The 18,670-nt window shown below is 34.6% G+C and carries 11 protein-coding genes; 5 read left to right on the top strand and 6 right to left on the bottom strand.

The window, feature by feature from the left end:
- Nucleotides 1-63 precede the first annotated feature (63 nt).
- The gene (locus AC4FQ3_RS08685) at nucleotides 64-867 is read right to left on the bottom strand and encodes an SDR family oxidoreductase (protein ID WP_491181601.1); all 804 of its coding nucleotides are present in this window, start codon (nucleotides 865-867) and stop codon (nucleotides 64-66) included.
- Nucleotides 868-1,195: 328 nt separating this feature from the next.
- On the opposite strand from AC4FQ3_RS08685, the gene dnaE reads away from it, so the two are divergent.
- A complete protein-coding gene (dnaE, locus tag AC4FQ3_RS08680) occupies nucleotides 1,196-5,740 on the top strand; it encodes a DNA polymerase III subunit alpha (protein ID WP_491181600.1) in 4,545 nt (1,514 codons plus the stop codon).
- 178 nt (nucleotides 5,741-5,918) lie between these two features.
- On the top strand, nucleotides 5,919-6,890 hold the full coding sequence (locus tag AC4FQ3_RS08675) for an outer membrane beta-barrel protein (protein WP_491181599.1): 972 nt from the start codon (nucleotides 5,919-5,921) through the stop codon (nucleotides 6,888-6,890).
- Nucleotides 6,891-7,172: 282 nt separating this feature from the next.
- On the opposite strand, the gene AC4FQ3_RS08670 is transcribed toward AC4FQ3_RS08675, so the two are convergent.
- The 4 genes from AC4FQ3_RS08670 to AC4FQ3_RS08655 all read right to left on the bottom strand — a co-directional run bounded on the left by AC4FQ3_RS08670 (nucleotide 7,173) and on the right by AC4FQ3_RS08655 (nucleotide 13,574).
- Entirely contained in the window at nucleotides 7,173-8,165 is a 993-nt protein-coding gene (locus AC4FQ3_RS08670) for a Gfo/Idh/MocA family protein (RefSeq protein WP_491181598.1), read from the bottom strand.
- Between the two features lie 456 nt (nucleotides 8,166-8,621).
- Nucleotides 8,622-10,730 carry a prolyl oligopeptidase family serine peptidase gene (locus AC4FQ3_RS08665; protein ID WP_491181597.1) on the bottom strand — a complete coding sequence of 703 codons (2,109 nt, stop codon included), beginning with the start codon at nucleotides 10,728-10,730 and terminating at the stop codon, nucleotides 8,622-8,624.
- A 131-nt stretch (nucleotides 10,731-10,861) separates the two neighbouring features.
- Nucleotides 10,862-13,069, bottom strand: a complete 2,208-nt coding sequence (locus AC4FQ3_RS08660) for a TonB-dependent receptor (RefSeq protein ID WP_491181596.1) — start codon at nucleotides 13,067-13,069, stop codon at nucleotides 10,862-10,864.
- Between the two features lie 151 nt (nucleotides 13,070-13,220).
- Nucleotides 13,221-13,574, bottom strand: a complete 354-nt coding sequence (locus AC4FQ3_RS08655) for a hypothetical protein (RefSeq protein ID WP_491181595.1) — start codon at nucleotides 13,572-13,574, stop codon at nucleotides 13,221-13,223.
- A 192-nt stretch (nucleotides 13,575-13,766) separates the two neighbouring features.
- On the opposite strand from AC4FQ3_RS08655, the gene AC4FQ3_RS08650 reads away from it, so the two are divergent.
- The gene (locus AC4FQ3_RS08650; protein WP_367891363.1) at nucleotides 13,767-14,501 is read left to right on the top strand and encodes a porin family protein; all 735 of its coding nucleotides are present in this window, start codon (nucleotides 13,767-13,769) and stop codon (nucleotides 14,499-14,501) included.
- Here AC4FQ3_RS08650 and AC4FQ3_RS08645 read toward each other — a convergent pair.
- Nucleotides 14,496-15,101 (bottom strand): hypothetical protein, encoded by a 606-nt coding sequence (locus AC4FQ3_RS08645; RefSeq protein WP_463459134.1) that lies wholly within the window; start codon nucleotides 15,099-15,101, stop codon nucleotides 14,496-14,498. The two genes, AC4FQ3_RS08650 and AC4FQ3_RS08645, sit on opposite strands and share 6 nt — an antisense overlap.
- Nucleotides 15,102-15,673: 572 nt before the next feature.
- On the opposite strand from AC4FQ3_RS08645, the gene AC4FQ3_RS08640 reads away from it, so the two are divergent.
- Nucleotides 15,674-18,142, top strand: coding sequence for a bifunctional UDP-N-acetylmuramoyl-tripeptide:D-alanyl-D-alanine ligase/alanine racemase (locus AC4FQ3_RS08640; RefSeq protein WP_491181594.1), 2,469 nt, complete (start codon nucleotides 15,674-15,676; stop codon nucleotides 18,140-18,142).
- Between the two features lie 67 nt (nucleotides 18,143-18,209).
- Nucleotides 18,210-18,590 (top strand): large conductance mechanosensitive channel protein MscL, encoded by a 381-nt coding sequence (gene mscL / locus AC4FQ3_RS08635; RefSeq protein WP_042563327.1) that lies wholly within the window; start codon nucleotides 18,210-18,212, stop codon nucleotides 18,588-18,590.
- The last annotated feature ends 80 nt before the right edge of the window (nucleotides 18,591-18,670 follow it).

Here is an 18,670-nt window from a genome sequence, read left to right as displayed (position 1 = left end):
GGTATAAAAAATCAAAAACGAATACCGCACAGATTGTCAAAACCTGAGCGGTATCAGTATAAATTATGCTCCCAAAAATTGTTTGCCAAAAGCGGTGCGAAAAACTTCGTCGCCTTGTTCCAGTCTTTGTTGGTAAAGCGCTTTGGCATCTTCTCCGGCGACATATCTCAATTTGGTTTTTCCATCCGTTGCTGCTTCAAAAACAACTTCGGCAATTTGTTCAGCAGTCGATGCCATTTCAAACATGGTATCAACATTTGCAAACAAGGCGTTTGTCATTGCTTCATATTCTGGTTTAGATCCAGAATCAAGTGAGCCGTGCAGAAATTCTGTTTTAATACCGCCAGGAGAAACGGTTTTTATGTTTACCCCAAACGGATTCAATTCATAAGCCATACTTTCGCTCCAGCCTTCAAGACCCCATTTTGTTGCGTGATATACAGATCCTAACGGAAAAGAAATCAATCCGCCAATAGAAGTAGTTGAGATAAACAAGCCGCTTTTTCTTTCTCTGAAATACGGGATAAAAGCATTCGTAACACGAATTACCCCTAACAAATTAGTGTTAAGTTGTTTGGTAATCTGATCGTCGTTAAAACTTTCCAAAGGACCAATCAATCCATAACCTGCGTTGTTAAAAACAACATCAATATCACCCAATTCAATAGCTTTTTGAACCGTGCTTAGTATCTGATCATAATTGGTAACATCTAATGATAATAAGGTCACGTTTTTTAAACCCGAAAGTTCTTCTTCCTTTTCAGGATTTCTCATTGTTGCGATTACATTCCATCCTTGGTTGTGGAATAATTTTGCTGTAGCTTTTCCTAATCCGGATGAAGCGCCTGTGATAAAAATTGTTTTCATAATAATTTGTTTTAATTTGATGAAGCAAAGTTCAGGCGAGAGCAGCGGTTAAAAGTGTTCATTTTGGACCAATGAGTATCCAAAATGAATAATCGAAGTTTTTAACATCAAATAACCGAAATTTTATCATTTTTATTGGTTTTTAACAGTTTCTAATAATGATTTTGATTAATGCTTTTTGTTGATAATTCGTTTTTCATTAGCCTAAAAAAAACGTAAATTTGAACTTCCTCCATTTTCTATAAGGCAAATTTATATCCTCCATATAATCAATTATTTATATGGAAAAAATTTGGAATTTGGAGTTTAATTTTTGTATTTTAACTCTATGTATTTAATATTCGATACCGAAACAACCGGATTACCAAAACGCTGGGATGCTCCCATTACCGATTCTGATAACTGGCCTCGCTGTATTCAGATCGCCTGGCAGCTGCATGACGAAATGGGACAGCTTATCGAACATCAGGATTATTTGGTAAAACCTGACGGATTTAATATTCCGTATGATGCCGAACGTATTCACGGAATTTCAACTGAATTGGCTGAAGCCGATGGAATCACGTTGGTCGAAGTTTTGGAGAAATTCAATATCGCTTTAAGCAAAACCAAATTTATCGTTGGTCAGAATTTAGGTTTCGACGTTAATATTATGGGAGCCGAATTCCATAGAATGGGTGTTGATTCTCCAATGAGTACAATGCCGGTATTAGATACTTGTACCGAAGTTACCGCTTCGTTATTACAACTTCCCGGAGGTCGTGGAGGAAAATTTAAACTGCCAACCTTAACAGAATTACACAGTTATCTTTTTGATAAACCTTTTGCAGAAGCGCACAACGCAACTGCCGACGTTGAGGCAACGACGCGTTGTTTCTTAGAGTTAATTAGAAGAGAAGTTTTTACCAAAGAAGAACTGGATGTTCCAAAAGAATATTTTAAGGAATTTCAAGAGAGAAATCCACAGGAATTTCCGTTAATTGGGTTAAAACACATCAATTTAAAAGCAGCTTCTGATAAAATCAGAGAGCAAATAAAAGCTTTACAAGTTGATGAGGTACAAACTACAGTTTCAGACTCTGAAAGAGCCGATTTTAAAGCTGCAAAATATGCGCATTTACACAACCATACGCAGTTTTCGGTTCTTCAGTCGACTATAGGTATTGGGAATATTGTTGCAGCTACAGCCAAAAACAAAATGCCGGCAGTAGCCATGACAGATACCGGAAACATGATGGGAGCTTTCCATTTTGTAAGTGCTGTTATGAACCACAACAAAGCAGCTTCGGGTAAAAACAAAGCCCTGGTTGAAGCCGGAGAAGAACCAACGGAGACCGAAATTAAACCAATTGTAGGCTGTGAATTTAATGTTTGTGATAATCACTTAGATAAAAGCAAAAAAGACAACGGAAATCAGGTTGTATTATTAGCCAAAAACAAAAACGGTTATCATAATCTGGCAAAAATGTCGTCGATTGCATTTACAGAGGGGTTTTATTATGTTCCAAGAATTGATCGAAAAATCATCGAAAAATACAAGGAAGACATCATGGTTTTGTCCGGGAATTTATACGGCGAGATTCCGAGTAAAATTCTGAATGTCGGTGAAAACCAGGCCGAAGAAGCTTTGATTTGGTGGAAAGAACAATTTGGCGATGACTTTTATCTGGAAGTCATGCGACACAATCAGGAAGATGAAAATCGTGTAAACAAAACCCTGATTGATTTTGCTCAGAAACACAATGTCAAATTAATTGCGACAAATAATACTTATTATTTAAATAAAGAAGATGCCAATGCACACGATATTTTATTGTGTGTAAAAGACGGTGAAAAACAAGCAACGCCAATTGGCCGTGGTCGTGGTTACCGTTACGGATTGCCAAATCAGGAATATTATTATAAGTCGGAAGAAGAGATGAAAAAACTCTTTGCCGATTTGCCGGAAGCCATTATCAATATTCAGGAGATTGTAGATAAGGTAGAAGGTTATTCACTTTATCGTGATGTATTGCTTCCAAAATTTGATATTCCGGAAGAATTTGTTGTTCCCGAAGATGAAGCTGACGGAGGTGTTCGAGGTGAAAATAAATACCTGCGACACCTAACCATGGTGGGCGCGAAAAAACGATATGGCGAAATCACAGAATCTATTCAGGAACGTCTGGATTTTGAGTTGTTAACGATTTCGAATTCCGGATATCCTGGTTACTTTCTGATCGTTCAGGATTTTATTGCTGAGGCCAGAAATATGGATGTTTCGGTAGGACCCGGACGTGGATCGGCGGCTGGTTCTGCCGTTGCCTATTGTTTAGGAATTACAAACATTGACCCGATTAAATACGATTTGCTTTTTGAGCGTTTCCTGAATCCGGATCGTGTATCGATGCCCGATATTGATATCGATTTTGATGATGAAGGTCGTGGCCGAGTTATGGATTATGTAATCAATAAATACGGTAAAAATCAGGTTGCACAAATTATTACGTATGGTAAAATGGCAACCAAATCGGCGATTCGTGATACGGCGCGTGTATTGGATTTGCCTTTATTTGAAGCCGATAGAATTGCAAAACTGATTCCGGCAATGATGCCTTCAAAATGGAATTTGGCGCGTTTTATTTCTGAAAACGAAGACGATGTTAAAAAAGCCCTTCGATCTGATGAATTCGATAACGTAAAAGAATTAATCGCTATTGCCAATGAAGATGATTTGGCCGGAGAAACAATTCAGCAGGCAAAAATTCTTGAGGGATCCATGCGAAACACGGGAATTCACGCTTGTGGTGTAATTATTACGCCATCGGATATTACGAATTTCGTTCCCGTAACCACAGCAAAAGATTCTGATTTATATGTAACACAGTTTGATAACTCGGTTGCAGAAAGTGCAGGATTGCTAAAAATGGACTTCTTGGGTCTGAAGACCCTTACGCTGATAAAAGATACCGTAAAACTGGTAAAATACAGAACCGGAATTGATCTGGATCCGGATACTTTTCCGATTGATGATGTGGAGACTTATGCGCTTTTCCAAAGAGGAGAAACAGTTGGAATCTTCCAATACGAGTCGCCCGGAATGCAGAAATACATGAAAGATCTGAAGCCAACGGTTTTTGGAGATTTAATTGCCATGAATGCCTTGTACCGTCCGGGACCTTTGGAGTATATTCCATCTTTCGTTCGAAGAAAAAACGGCGAAGAGGAAATCAAATACGATTTAGATGCCTGTGAGGAATATTTAGGTGAAACATACGGAATTACGGTTTATCAGGAGCAGGTAATGCTTTTGTCGCAATCGCTGGCAGACTTTACAAAAGGTGAGGCCGACGTTTTGCGTAAAGCGATGGGTAAGAAACAAAAAGATGTACTTGATAAAATGAAACCTAAGTTTGTCGAGCAAGCGGCAAAAAAAGGTCATGATGCAAAAATTCTGGAGAAAATCTGGAAAGACTGGGAAGCTTTTGCGAGTTACGCCTTCAACAAATCACACTCAACTTGTTATGCCTGGATTGCTTATCAAACGGCATATTTAAAAGCACATTATCCTGCAGAATATATGGCAGCGGTTCTTTCGAATAATATGAATGATATTAAACAAGTATCGTTTTTTATGGAAGAATGTAAACGTATGGGCTTGCAGGTATTAGGTCCAGATGTAAATGAGTCGTATTACAAATTTACTGTAAACGATGATTATGCTGTTCGTTTTGGAATGGGGGCAATTAAAGGTGTTGGTTCCGGAGCAGTTGAAACTATTGTAGAAAACAGAAAAGACGGAAGATATAAATCGATTTTTGATTTGGCGAAGCGAATAGATTTGCGTGCTGCTAACAAAAAAGCAATTGAAAATCTGGCTCTTGCCGGAGGTTTTGATTCGTTTGAAGGAACGACCAGAGCACAATATTTTCATGATGATGGCGACGGAATTACGTTTTATGAAAAAGCGATGCGTTACGGATCGAAGTTTCAGGAAAACGAAAATTCATCGCAGGTAAGTTTGTTTGGAGAAACCAGTGAAGTGCAAATTGCAGAACCGGTTGTCCCTCCTTGTGAAGACTGGAGCACGATGGAAAAACTGGCAAAAGAAAAAGAGGTAGTTGGAATTTATCTTTCCGGACATCCTCTTGATGATTTTAGATTTGAAATGAAATACTTCTGCAATGCACGATTGGAAGCATTGAAGAGTATGAACGAATATGTGGGTAAAAACCTGACTTTTGCAGGCATCATTCATAACGTACAACATCGTGTAGCAAAGAACGGAAAAGGCTGGGCAGTATTTAATTTAGAAGGATATGATGAAAGTTTTGAGTTTAAGATTTTTGGTGAAGAATATTTAAAGTTCCGTCACTTCCTGATTCAGAACAATTTTGCATTCCTGAAAATATTGATTAAAGACGGATGGGTAAATCACGATACAGGTAAAAAATCAGAGCCAAGAATGCAGTTTGTTGAAATTAGACAGCTGCAGGACATACTTGAAGCCTTTGCTAAGAAATTAGTTGTATTGTTGAATATAAAAGATCTTCAAACAGAATTTATCCATAAACTAAGCCATTTATTTAATGATAATAAAGGAGATAATTCAGTGACTTTTGAAATCATGGAATTAGAAAAAATTAAGCGTTTAGTTGAGGTAGAAACAACCAATGAGTTTGAAGAAACCGAAGATGCTGTTTTTGTTGATGAAAGTGAAAATGACGATAACGAAGTCGCACTAAGCGAAACTAAAATGCAGGAAGTAAAAGAAGTAGAGGAAATAAAGGTTGTAACCAAATTAACAATGCCGAGCCGACGATTAAAGATCAGGATTTCGACAGAGTTATTGCAGGAATTAGAAAAAATGCAGGTAAATTTTAAGCTGAATTAAATTTTAACAGTTAAAATTTAGAAGAATGCATTTTTTTTAAGTTAAAATTATGCGTGCATAATAGTTTTTTAGTAATATTGCTCAAAATTACAACGTTTTCGTACAAAGGGAAGTATCACAGAGTACAGGAATATGTTAAATTATTATAAGTTTGTATAAATTAATTAAAATCAGAATTATGAAAAAGAGCCTATTTTTATTAGGATTATTAGTTTGCTCTATGGCCACAATGGCGCAAACAGAAACAGCAGATAAACCAGAAAGCTGGTATTTTAAATTAGGTGCATCTTATTTTAATCAAACTGCTTCTACTGAATTTCCAGTTGTTGGTGGTCAATTGCCAAATAGAGATGTATATGAAGGTACTTTAGCAAATAATAAATTAGTATCAAGAGAAAGTGTTACAGGTTCTTTTGGACAAGGATTTAGAAGTGGAATAACTGCTGGTTATAGATTCTCTACACGTTTGGGAGTTGAAATGTCAGCTAATTATTATGTAAGTAATGAAAAAACGATGTCTCAAACTACTAATAGACTTGCAAATCCAACTACTGCTAGTGCTACAACTCCAGCTACTTATGTAAGTTTTACTGCTGAAGGAGAAATTAAAGCTTTTGATTTAGCTCCTGCAATTGTAATGTTTTTAGGTGAAGCTCACGGTTTTGAACCATATACAAAAGTTGGAGTTATTGTCCCAATTCACGGAACATTAGATATTAAAACTGATAGACAGTATACTACGTTTGTAGGTGCTACTCAAGTTGCTTCAACTGACGCTTATTCCAAAGATGTAGTTAAGCCCAATCCAACACTTGGATTTATGGCAGCTTTAGGTACATCTTATAAGTTAGGAAAACATATTTCTGCTTTTGCAGAATTAGAATACCGTAACTTTACTGTACACGGAAAAACTAAAGAAACTACAATCTATACTGAAAACGGAGTTGATAAATTAAACACTACAACAAGTTTTAGGGCAGGTACCACAGCTTCAAATCACACACATTATGTTGATCGTTTAGATGTTAACTCTAATAATGTTTTGACTAATCCTAATGGTGTTGATCAAAATAAACCAATGGACGAATTAAGTTCTTATGTTGGAATTTCTGGTTTAGGTTTGACTTTAGGTCTTAAATACAGTCTATAATTTTCTAAAGAAATTAGTTTAAATAAAAAGAGGATATTCGTTAGGGTATCCTCTTTTTTTGTGCTTTTTTGTCATTTCGTCGAATGATAAAACTGTGTAAATAATTGTTGGTTTATTTAAATCCATCTGCAGCATTTGAATTTCCTCCAGCTTTAGCTGGAGGAAATTGTAAAAGATAAAAAAGGCTTTAGCCAAAAAATACAAGGTTTTTAGCTAAAGCCTTTTGATATTAATTCTTTCACCTCCAGCTAAAGCTGGAGGCAATTCAAAAAAATGTAATGATTATTTCAAACCTCTAAACTCCTTCAAAACTTCATCAATAACCCAGGTTGTTCTTGCTCCGGAAGTTCCTTTAGAAGGAGAAACTCCTTCATTACCTAAAAGTTCTGCAACAACAGTTTCAATAAAGGGCTGCTGAATATGTAATGGATTTTCAATCGTGATACTTTCTTTTTCACCGTTTGCATATTGAATATGTATTGGGTCATTTCCAAAAGTAGAGAAAGAAATTTTTCCTTTATCACCTACAATTTCAGTATTATCGTAACGTTCAAAACTGGCAAAATTCCATAAACCCGTTCCGTGAATTCCATTTTCGAATAAAAACGACATCGAAACCGAATCTTCTGCAGGATACGCCTGAAGCTGTGAACTTGCATGTCCGCGAACCGATTTAATCGGACCCAAGACAAAATCAAGAAAATCTAAAGTATGACAAGCCAAATCGACAAAAATTCCACCGCCCGAAATATGAGGTAAAACTGTCCATGGCAAGTTGATCTCGTCGTCGTAACGTTCTTCAAACGGATGATACAAAACGCAATTTACGTGTCGTATAGTTCCTATTTTATTTTGATCGATTAGTTCTTTTATTTTTAAAAATCTTGGTAAACTTCTTCTGTAATATGCCACAAAAAGCGGAACATTATGTTCTTTGCAAACGCTGATCATCTCGTTGCATTCTTCAAATGTCAAAGCCATTGGTTTTTCAACATATACCGGTTTTCCGGCTTTGGCACACAAAATGGTATATTCTTTATGAGAAGATGGAGGAGTAGCAATATAAACAGCATCGACTTCAGGATCATTTATTAAATCTACGGCATTCGAATACCATTTGGGAACATTATGACGTTTGGCGTAATCTTCGGCAAGAGCGGCGTCTCTTCGCATTACAGCAACTAACGCTGAGTTTGGACTTTTTTGAAATCCTGGCCCGCTTTTAACTTCAGTTACATTTCCACAACCTATTATTCCCCATTTTACAATTTTCATTTGTTGGTTTTTTAGTTTTCTCAAATTTAAGAGAAAAGAATTGGTTAAAAAAGGTTCGCCACGAATTCACGAATTATTTTTTCACGCAGATTTTAAAAAGATTTAAAAAGATTTAAAAAGATTCGTGCAGATCTTATTTTTCAAATTAAATAAATCTGCTCAAATCTGCAGAATCTGCGTGAAACAAATCTTAAAAAAGTTCGCTGCGAATTTCACTAATTTTCACTAATTCTTTGCGGTTAAAAGTTTGCCACAGATTAAAAGATTCTCACAGATTAATGCAAAAATTTACCATGAATGACACGAATTTAATTAGTGAAAATTCGTGAAATTCGTGGCAAAAAAACTTTACAGATTTTAAAATCATTCTAATCCCCTAATCTGTGGCAAAAAAACAGCCACAAACTCACAAAAATAATTCGTGAATTCGTGGCTATAAAAATTATAGACTAAAGTTTACTTTTTCGGTAAAGCCTTAAATCCCATATTGTAAAGCGTGAACGCCTGAATATCTACATTTTCCTGAATTGTTGCCGCAACAGATTTTCCTGCTCCGTGACCCGCTTTTACATCAATACGAATCAAAACAGGATTATCTCCGGTTTGTTTATCCTGCAATTCTGCAGCAAATTTAAAACTGTGTGCCGGTACAACGCGATCGTCATGATCTCCTGTTGTTACCATTGTTGCTGGGTAATGAACTCCTTTTTTTACATTTTGTACTGGCGAATATCCTTTCAAATATTCAAACATTTCCTTATTGTCCTGCGCTGTTCCATAATCGTAAGCCCAACCTGCACCGGCAGTAAAAGTATGGTAACGCAGCATGTCCATAACGCCTACGGCTGGTAATGCTACTTTAATTAAATCAGGACGTTGTGTCATTGTTGCGCCTACTAATAAGCCTCCGTTAGAACCTCCGCGAATCGCTAAGAAATCAGATGAGGTATATTTTTGTGCAATTAAATATTCCGCAGCAGCGATAAAATCATCAAATACATTTTGTTTGTGCAATTTTGTTCCCGCGTCATGCCATTTTTTGCCGTATTCGCCACCGCCTCTTAAATTGGCAACCGCATAAACACCTCCATTTTCCATCCAGACAGCATTTGCAATACTAAATGCCGGAGTTAAACTAATATTGAATCCACCGTAACCATAAAGTATCGTTGGGTTTTTACCGTCTAGTTTTGTTCCTTTTTTATAAGTAATGATCATCGGGATTTTTGTTCCGTCTTTTGAAGTGTAGAAAACCTGTTTAGATTCATAATCTTCGCTTTTAAAATCTACTTTAGGTTTTTGATATACTTCTGATTTGCCTGATTTTGGATCAAAAGAAAAAATACTTCCCGGAGTTGTATAATTGGTAAAACTGTAATACAACACTTTTTCATGTTTTTTTCCTCCAAATCCGCCGGCAGTCCCTACGGCAGGAAGTTTGATCTCACGAACTAATTTTCCGTTATAATCATATTGCAAAACCAATGAAACAGCATCTTTTGTATAATTGGCAAATAAATATCCGCCGCCTGTTGAAGGTGCTAAAACATTTTCTGTTTCTTTGATAAAATCTTTCCAGTTTTCAGGTTTCGGATTGCTGAAATCTACAGAAACGACGCGTTTATTTGGCGCATTAAAATCGGTTTCGATGAATAATTTACTTCCTTCGTTATCAATAATAATATTGTCGCTGTTAAAATTATCAACAATAGTTATAATTGGACTGTTTGGAGTGGTCAGGTCTTTTATGTAAAGCTCATTTCCATAAGTAGAATTGGCTGCTGTAATTACCAAATAATGGTTATCTTCGGTAACATATCCGCCCACATATCTACGTTTTTGATCGGCACCAAAAATGACTTTATCTTCTTTTTGAGAAGTTCCTAACTTGTGGAAATACAATTTATGCTGATCTGTTTTGGCAGATAATTCACTTCCTTTTGGTTTGTCGTAACTAGAATAATAAAATCCTTCGTTTCCTAACCATGAAACACCGCTAAATTTTACATCAACTAAAGTATCTTCAAGGACTTTTTTAGACAAAGCATCAATAATGATTACTTTTCTCCAGTCGCTTCCGCCTTCGGAAATAGAATATGCAGCTTTATTTCCATCTTTAGAAAAATCTAAACCGCCAAGTGAAGTTGTTCCGTCTTTAGAGAAAGTATTCGGATCCAGAAAAACTTCTTCTTTGCCTTTTTCATCTTTTCTATAAATAACCGATTGATTTTGAAGTCCGTTGTTTTTAGAAAAATAAGTAAACTTTCCTTCTGTATACGGAGCGCCTATTTTTTCATAATTCCAAAGTTTTTCCATTCGTTTCTTTAACTCTTCACGAAACGGAATTTTATCCAAATAGCCATACGTAACTTCATTTTCGGCTTTTACCCAGGCACCGGTTTCAGCAGATTTATCGTCTTCAAGCCAACGATACGGATCGCTAACTTTAGTATCGAAATACACATCAACAGTTTCGCCTTTTTTAGTTTCGGGATATTTAATATTATTTTGCCCAAATGAAATCCCTGCAGTAGTAATAGCCATTATAAGAATTGTTTTTTTCATAGTTTAGGTTTGTCAGTTGTAACAAAAATAGTACTTTTTGTGGTAAAAAAATAAACCATATAAGTAATATAAGTAAATCTAAGCAGGCTTAAATTAAATGAACTTATATGACTTATATGGTTTAAAAAAAACTATATGTTGAAGTTTACTCCTAACACGATATTTCTTCCAATGTTTGGAATTCCGTCTGTTTTTAATCTCGAAAGATGTGCGATATAAGTTTTATCGAATAAATTGTTTCCGTTCAGGTTTACATCAAAAGCAGTTTTACCCAATTTTACTGTTCCTCCAAAACCTAAATTTACTAAAGTATATCCTTTTGAAGCCGTTTCAAAACCACTTACATTACTTTGATCAAATGTTGAAGAAACGTTTAAAGAAGCATATCCTTCTTCGAACCAATTTTTGATTTTAAATTCCGTTCTTAGCGTATTATTCCAGTTGTTTGCCGGAATCAAAGGCAAATAATCATTGTTGTCTTTTTTACCCGTAACCGTTTCAAAACTAGTTTCAAAATGCAGCCAGTCTAAAGGATGCGGGTGAAAATGCAATCCAACCTCACCTCCGTATAATTTTGCATTATCCTGAATATAGGCAAAAACGTCATTATCGTCTAAAACATCTCCGGTTGGCGAAGTATAAATGTAATTGTTGATGTGATTGTAAAATCCGTTGATAAAGAATTCAAAATGCGAATTTTTATATTCTAAATTCAAATCAGTCTGAACATTTTGTTCAGTTTTTAAATTAGCATTTCCAATTTCATAACGGTTTGTTCCTTCATGAACTCCGTTTGAAGTCAACTCAGCTAAATTTGGTGCTCTAAAACCAGTCGCAACATTTAATCGAAGTGTAAGCGGTTCAGCCAGTTTTGTTTTATATCCTAAAGAAGCATTAAAACTGTCAAATGATTTGTCTAAAGGAAGAAAATAACCTTCTTCGCCTTCAGTTCCGTGCGCTTCAGAAGTTACGTTTCTGTTGTCAAAACGCAATCCGGCTTGTAAAACGCTGTTATTCCATTCGTAATTGGCAGTTCCAAAAACACCAAAATCATTCGTTGTAGCATCCGGAATCAAATATTCTTCACCAGAGTTTTTGTTCGTTTGATGCATTCCCTGAACACCTAAAATCGTTTCAATTTTACCAAATTTCGGAAAATGATATTTTGCATTATAATTTAAAGTATTCAGTTTCATGTGTAAAGAAGCCTCATTGCTGTCTTCAAATTCGCTTCTGTCATTTGAAATGTAGCCCAAATCAACATCTAGTTTCGAATTTTCGAAAAAGATTACATTGTTTAAACTCAACAAATGATTGAAAATTCCCTGTCTCGGAAATTGTGTGTCTTTGCTTGAAGATTGTTCACCAATTCCGTCTTCCGGAATTCCGATATCCAGTTTGTTGTAGTTGTATCTTAAAACACTAGAAAAGCTGGAATTACTGTATCCAATTCCGGTTTTAAAATCGGTTTCATTATAACGTGAATTCGTTACGCGATCGCCATCGGCAATTTTATAATCAGAATGTGTGTTGTAACTTCCTCTAGCTAAAAATTTCCAGTTGTCTGTAGAAGTTTTTAATCCAATAGATGAATTACTTCCTTGTGTATTTGTGAAATATTTTTGACTGAAATTAGCTTTAAAAGTTCCGGCATCGGCAAATTTCTCAGGATTAAAATATAAAACTCCTCCCAAAGCATCAGAGCCGTATAATAAAGAAGCCGGTCCTTTGATAACTTCAACACTTTCAATTCCCGCATCGTTTAAACCTAAACCATGTTCGTCTCCAAATTGTTGATTTTCAATTCTTACACCTTGAGAATACACCAAAACACGATTTCCGCTTAAACCCCTAATAACCGGTTTTCCGATAGAAGTTCCGGTAGAAATTTGCGAAACTCCGGGAATCGTTGCCAAACCTTCAATTAAAGTCGAAGTTCCTTTTTGTTGTAAAGTTTTGATACTTTCATGCTCGACTTTCATTACGTTTTGCGATTGCAATTTGTTGAAAGGAGTTGAAACGACTACTTCATCCATTTCAAAAATAGATTCGGTAAGAATTATATCTAAAGTGTTGTCTTTTAATATTTTGGAAATAGTTTTGTTTTGAGTTGTATATCCAACAAAAGCAAAAGCAAGTCGTAAACTTCCGTTTGGAAGATTTTTAAATTCATATTTTCCGTTTTCGTCAGTGGTCGTTCCTCTGTGCAATTCAGGCGCATACACAGAAACGCCGGGCATGGCTTGGTTTTCAAGATTTGTTACGGTTCCTGAAACAGAATTTTGAGCCGAAAGCAGGCTCGAAAACCCTAAAATAAGGGCTAATATTATTTTTTTCATTTGAAAATGATGCTATAGTTAATTGATTTTTTCTTTAAACTAAAACATGAAATCAAAGTAAACTTGCCAATCCTGATACATTTTCAAGATGGAAAACTTGCCTGTTTCGCATTAGAATAAAGACTTTTTTGATTTTTTCGAATAATCGAAATTAAGAAACTAAAGCTGTGGGCGGACCACGTAATAAATAAGCACTTTCTGAAAATGAAAATATTTTTTCTGAACGTGTAAAGAAATAAGGAATTTCTTTGTGTAAAGTATAAAGTTGAAATGAAAATTCTTCGGGAATAATATAACTTCCAAAAGCAAAATGACAAACATAACACAAATCATAATCATGATGCTGATGTGTTATTTCTCCGTTTGGATCACTATAATCATGATGACATTGTTTCTCTGAAAGCTGCTTTACAATATGCTCATAACTGTGTATCGACTGAAACAATATTGAGAACAATACTGTCAGCGCCAAAGAAACACTTAATATGAGCTGCTTTTTTTTCATGCATGACAAAGGTATAAAAGAGCAATGAATAATCGATTTGTTTTTTTGATTCTATTACTGATTTATTGAAAATAGTGCAATGAAAGAATTTATTCGTAGCGAAAAAAAGAATAATTTCGTGTTAATTCACTTCTTGAGCCAGCATTATATTATATTTGTAAGTGAAATAAATCAACTCTAAAAAACGTTTACTTGAGAACATCCTTAAAACCAAAATACGATATGCGATTCCTTTTTAGTTGTTTATTTATAATGTCGTTTTTTAGTGTTTTTTCTCAGGAAGAAACAAAACCTAAAATAGAACCGATTGTAAAAATCGATTCATTATATCGTGAAGATCAGTTTTATTTTTCGATCACTTATAATTTGTTAACCCAGATTCCGGAAGGCCTTAAACAAAATAAATTTTCTGCAGGACTTTCTATGGGATTTCTGCGTGATATGCCTATCAACAAAAAAAGAACCGTTGCAATTGCCACAGGTTTAGGATTAAGCTATCAGAATTATTTTCAAAATCTTACTATTTCTAAACTGCCGGACGGAGGATTGGCTTATGCAGTAAGCGACTACAATGATATTACTTCAAATAGATACAGACAATATTTGGTCGATCTTCCAATAGAATTTCGATGGAGAAATTCCACTTATGAAAGTTATAGATTTTGGAGAATTTATGGAGGATTTAAAATTAGTTATGTCTTTTCTAATAAATCTGTTTTAGATAATGGCGAAGAGACGTATGTAGTTAAAAATAATCCGAATATAAATAAAGTTCAATATGGCGTTTACCTCGCTGCAGGTTACAATACCTGGAATGTTTACCTAAATTACGGATTAAACCCTTTGTTTAAAGACGTCATTACTACTTCGGGACAAAAAATAGATGTTAGAACCTTAAATGCGGGATTGATATTTTATATTTTATAACCACAGATATAAAAAGAGCATTTGCGGAAATATACCAAGTGCCAAACCAATAAGCAGCTCTTTATTTGTGTGCGCTTCCATAACTAATCTTGATGATGCTACAATTCCGGTCAGGAAAACCATCAACGCAGTCCAATAAGGATTTTGCATTTGCAAGTGAATGCTTAATCCAATAACAAAAACAGTAAATCCGCTGATTGCCATCATGTGCAAACTTGCCTTTATTTTGAAAAGTGATCCTATTAAAGCCAAAATTGTACTGAACAAAGCACCAAGAAAAAAGAAATGTAATTCAGGATAACGCATAATAACAATGCTTCTTTTTACCAATAAAATATAAAGAAAACATTGTAAAATAAGTGGAATTTTCCGCTGCGAAGTTTCATGGACCATTACAGATTTTACATGTCCCGTTGAGCGAAGGAGCATAAAAAATAATATGGGAACCAAGATCGTAATAATCAGAATTTGAAACAAAACATAATATTTCTCCTGATTTGTAAAAATGTCACCTTTACAAAACAAATAAAATAAAGTAGCATACATCGATATAAAAATCGGATGCAATATATAGGAGAATATAGGCAGTATTTTTTTCAAAATCTTTAATTTGAGGTCTTCACAAATATAGGGAAATATTTTTTTTTGCCGCGAATTACACGAATTTTCACTAATTCTTTACGGTTAAAAAAATGTTAACCACAGATTCAAAGATTCTCACAAATTGTGAAAATCATTTTTAATCCTTTAGTCTGTGGCAAATAAAAATTCGTGCTAATTCGTGAAATTCGTGCGAACTTTTTAATCTGTAGTAAAAAAAAACTAAAAACAATTAGTGAAAATTTCTGAAATTCGTGGCGAACCTATTTCAATATTTGTTTCACGCAGATTCTGCAGATTTTGGCAGATTTAATAAATAAAAATCTGCGTGCATCTGCTAAAATCTTTTTTTAAATCTGCGTAAAAAATAATTCGTGCTAGTTTGTGCAATTCGTGGCAAACCTATTTCAATATTTGTTTCACGCAGATTCTGCAGATTTAGCAGATTTGATAAATAAAAATCTGTGGGCATCTGCTAAAATCTTTTTTAAATCTGCGTGAAAAATAATTCGGGAAAATTTGTGAAATTAGTGGCAAACCTTTTTTTAAATTTGACAAAAGAAATTTCCAAAATGAGCATAAATTTAAAAAACCTTATATCAGTTCTTGAAGCCAGATGGATTGGCTCGGAAGCTGCTATTTTTATCGATCATATTTCGATTGACAGCCGTTCGTTGCAAAACGGATCGCAAACTTTATTTTTTGCCCTATCAGGTGTAAATAATGATGCTCATTTATATATTTCAGAACTTATAGACAAAGGCGTTCAGAATTTTGTTGTGCAGTATATTCCTGAAAATTGCGAGGAAAAAGCTAATTTTTTGGTTGTAAAAAACACTTTAAATGCACTACAGCATTTTGCGGCTTATTACAGACATCTTTTTGATTTTCCAATCATCGGCCTGACCGGAAGCAACGGAAAAACGATTGTAAAAGAATGGCTTAATTTTTTACTAAGTCCGGATTATAATATTATCAGAAGTCCAAAAAGTTATAACTCACAAGTTGGTGTTCCGCTTTCTGTAATTGCGATAAACGAAAAACACAACCTGGGTATTTTCGAAGCTGGAATTTCGACGGTTAATGAAATGGACAAACTCGAAAAAATTATTAAACCAACAATTGGCGTACTGACCAATATTGGCACGGCGCATGATGAAGGTTTTTTGAATTTAGTACAAAAGATTGACGAAAAACTACTTTTGTTTAAAGATTGTCCGGTAATTATTTATCAAAAAAATGAAATTGTTGATTCCTGTATGTCACAATTTGCAGCAGAATATATGCTTCATCCGCGAAAACTTTTTTCATGGAGTTTCAGGGATCAAACCGCTGATGTTTTTATTCTGAAAAAAGAAAACAGAAACGATAAAACACGTATTGAATATCAATATAAAAATGAAATTTTCGATCTTGAAATTCCGTTTCAGGATTCTGCTTCAATAGAAAATGCTATTTCCTGTTTGCTGGTTTTGCTTCATTTTGAGTATGATTCTGCAACAATTCAAAATCGCATGCAAATGTTGTATCCGGTAGAAATGCGCCTGGAAGTTAAAAATGGAATCAACAATTGCAGTATTATTGATGATAGTTACAGCTCTGATTTTCAATCGCTGAAAATTGCGTTGGATTTTCTGGAAAGTCAAAAAAAGAACGCTTCAAAAACGGTTATTTTATCAGATATTTTTCAAAGCGGATTTTCAAATGAAGAGCTATATTCGAAAGTTGCCCAGCTTATTTCAGACAATAAAATCAATCGCGTAATAGGTATTGGTTCGACTATTTCATCTTTTGCAGACAAGTTTTCAAATTGCATAACGTTTCAAAATACAGCCGAATTTATTGCGTATTTTGAAAGCCTGAATTTTGCCAATGAAACTATTTTAATAAAAGGGGCAAGATCATTTCAGTTTGAAGAAATCGTGACTTTATTAGAAGAGAAAACACATGAAACGATTCTTGAAATTAATCTCGATTCTATTAGTCATAACTTAAATTTCTTTAAATCAAAACTGGCCAATGATGTAAAAATCATGGTAATGGTCAAAGCGTTTGGTTATGGAAACGGTGGTTTGGAAATTGCCAAATTGCTGGAACATCATAAAGTCGATTATTTGGGTGTGGCTTTCGCCGATGAAGGAATCTCGCTTAAAAATGGCGGAATTAAATTGCCAATTATGGTTTTAAATCCAGAATCGACCAGCTTTCCTTCGATTATTCAGTATCAGTTAGAGCCTGAAATTTATAGTGTAAAAGGATTAAATGCCTTTTTAAAAATCGCACGAGAAAAGAATCTAAAAGATTTTCCGATTCACATAAAACTCGATACCGGAATGCATCGTTTGGGTTTTGAAGAAAATACATTAACCGAATTAATTGAAACCTTAAAAGGAAACACAACCGTTAAAGTGCAAAGTGTTTTATCACATTTGGCAACAAGTGACGATATGAATCATTATGATTTTGTGATTTCTCAGATTAAGTTATTCGAAAAATTATCATCAAAATTAATATCAGAATTAAATATCAATCCAATTCGTCATATTTTGAATACTTCGGGAATTAGCAATTTTCCTGACGCGCAATTTAATATGGTCCGTTTAGGAATTGGTTTATACGGAGTTTCAAACGATCCGACAGAACAAAAATATCTGGAAAACGTTGGAACTTTAAAATCGATTATTTCTCAGGTTCGCACAATTCCGGCAGGCGATAGCGTAGGCTACGGACGCCGTTTTATGGCAGAGAAACCCACTAAAATCGCAACAATTCCAATTGGCTATGCAGACGGAATTTCACGTTTGTGGGGAAATGAGGTAGGTTATGTTGTCATTAAAAATCAAAAAGCCTCAATTGTAGGTAGTGTTTGTATGGATATGTTAATGGTTAATGTAACCGAAATTGATTGTAAAGAAGGAGATTCAGTTATTATTTTTGGCGAAAACCCAACAGTAACGGAGATTGCAAATGCTTTAAAAACAATTCCGTATGAAATTCTAACCAGTATTTCGCAACGTGTAAAAAGGGTATTTTTCAGATAGTTTGCTGTAACTTTAAAGAAAATTACGTATTTTCGATATCTATTAATTACATATAAAACGAACAATTATGGGATTTTTTTCAGAATTTAAGGAATTTGCGACCAAAGGCAACGTAATTGACTTGGCTGTCGGTGTTATTATTGGAGCTGCTTTTAATAAAATAGTAGGTTCATTAATTGACAATGTAATAACGCCTTTAATATTGAAACCCGCTCTGGATGCTGCACATTTATCTTCTATAGAAGAGCTTACGGCTTTTGGAGGTGTAAAGTATGGTGTTTTTATTGCAGCAGTAATTAACTTTATAATTGTTGCATTTGTTTTATTTCTAATTATTAAAGGAATTAATAGTATTAAAAAGAAAGATGTTCCACCACCACCGCCAGCCGGACCAACACAAGAAGAACTTCTTATTCAAATTAGAGATTTATTAAAAAATAAACAATAAGATATATACCGCTACACTAAGTCTAACTTAACCGCTTCTTAATTGAGGCGGTTTTTTTTATTTTTGTTTAATTTGTAACA

Source organism: Flavobacterium sp. AK-345, assembly GCF_058310175.1.
This window is presented reverse-complemented; position numbering and strand designations above follow the sequence as displayed.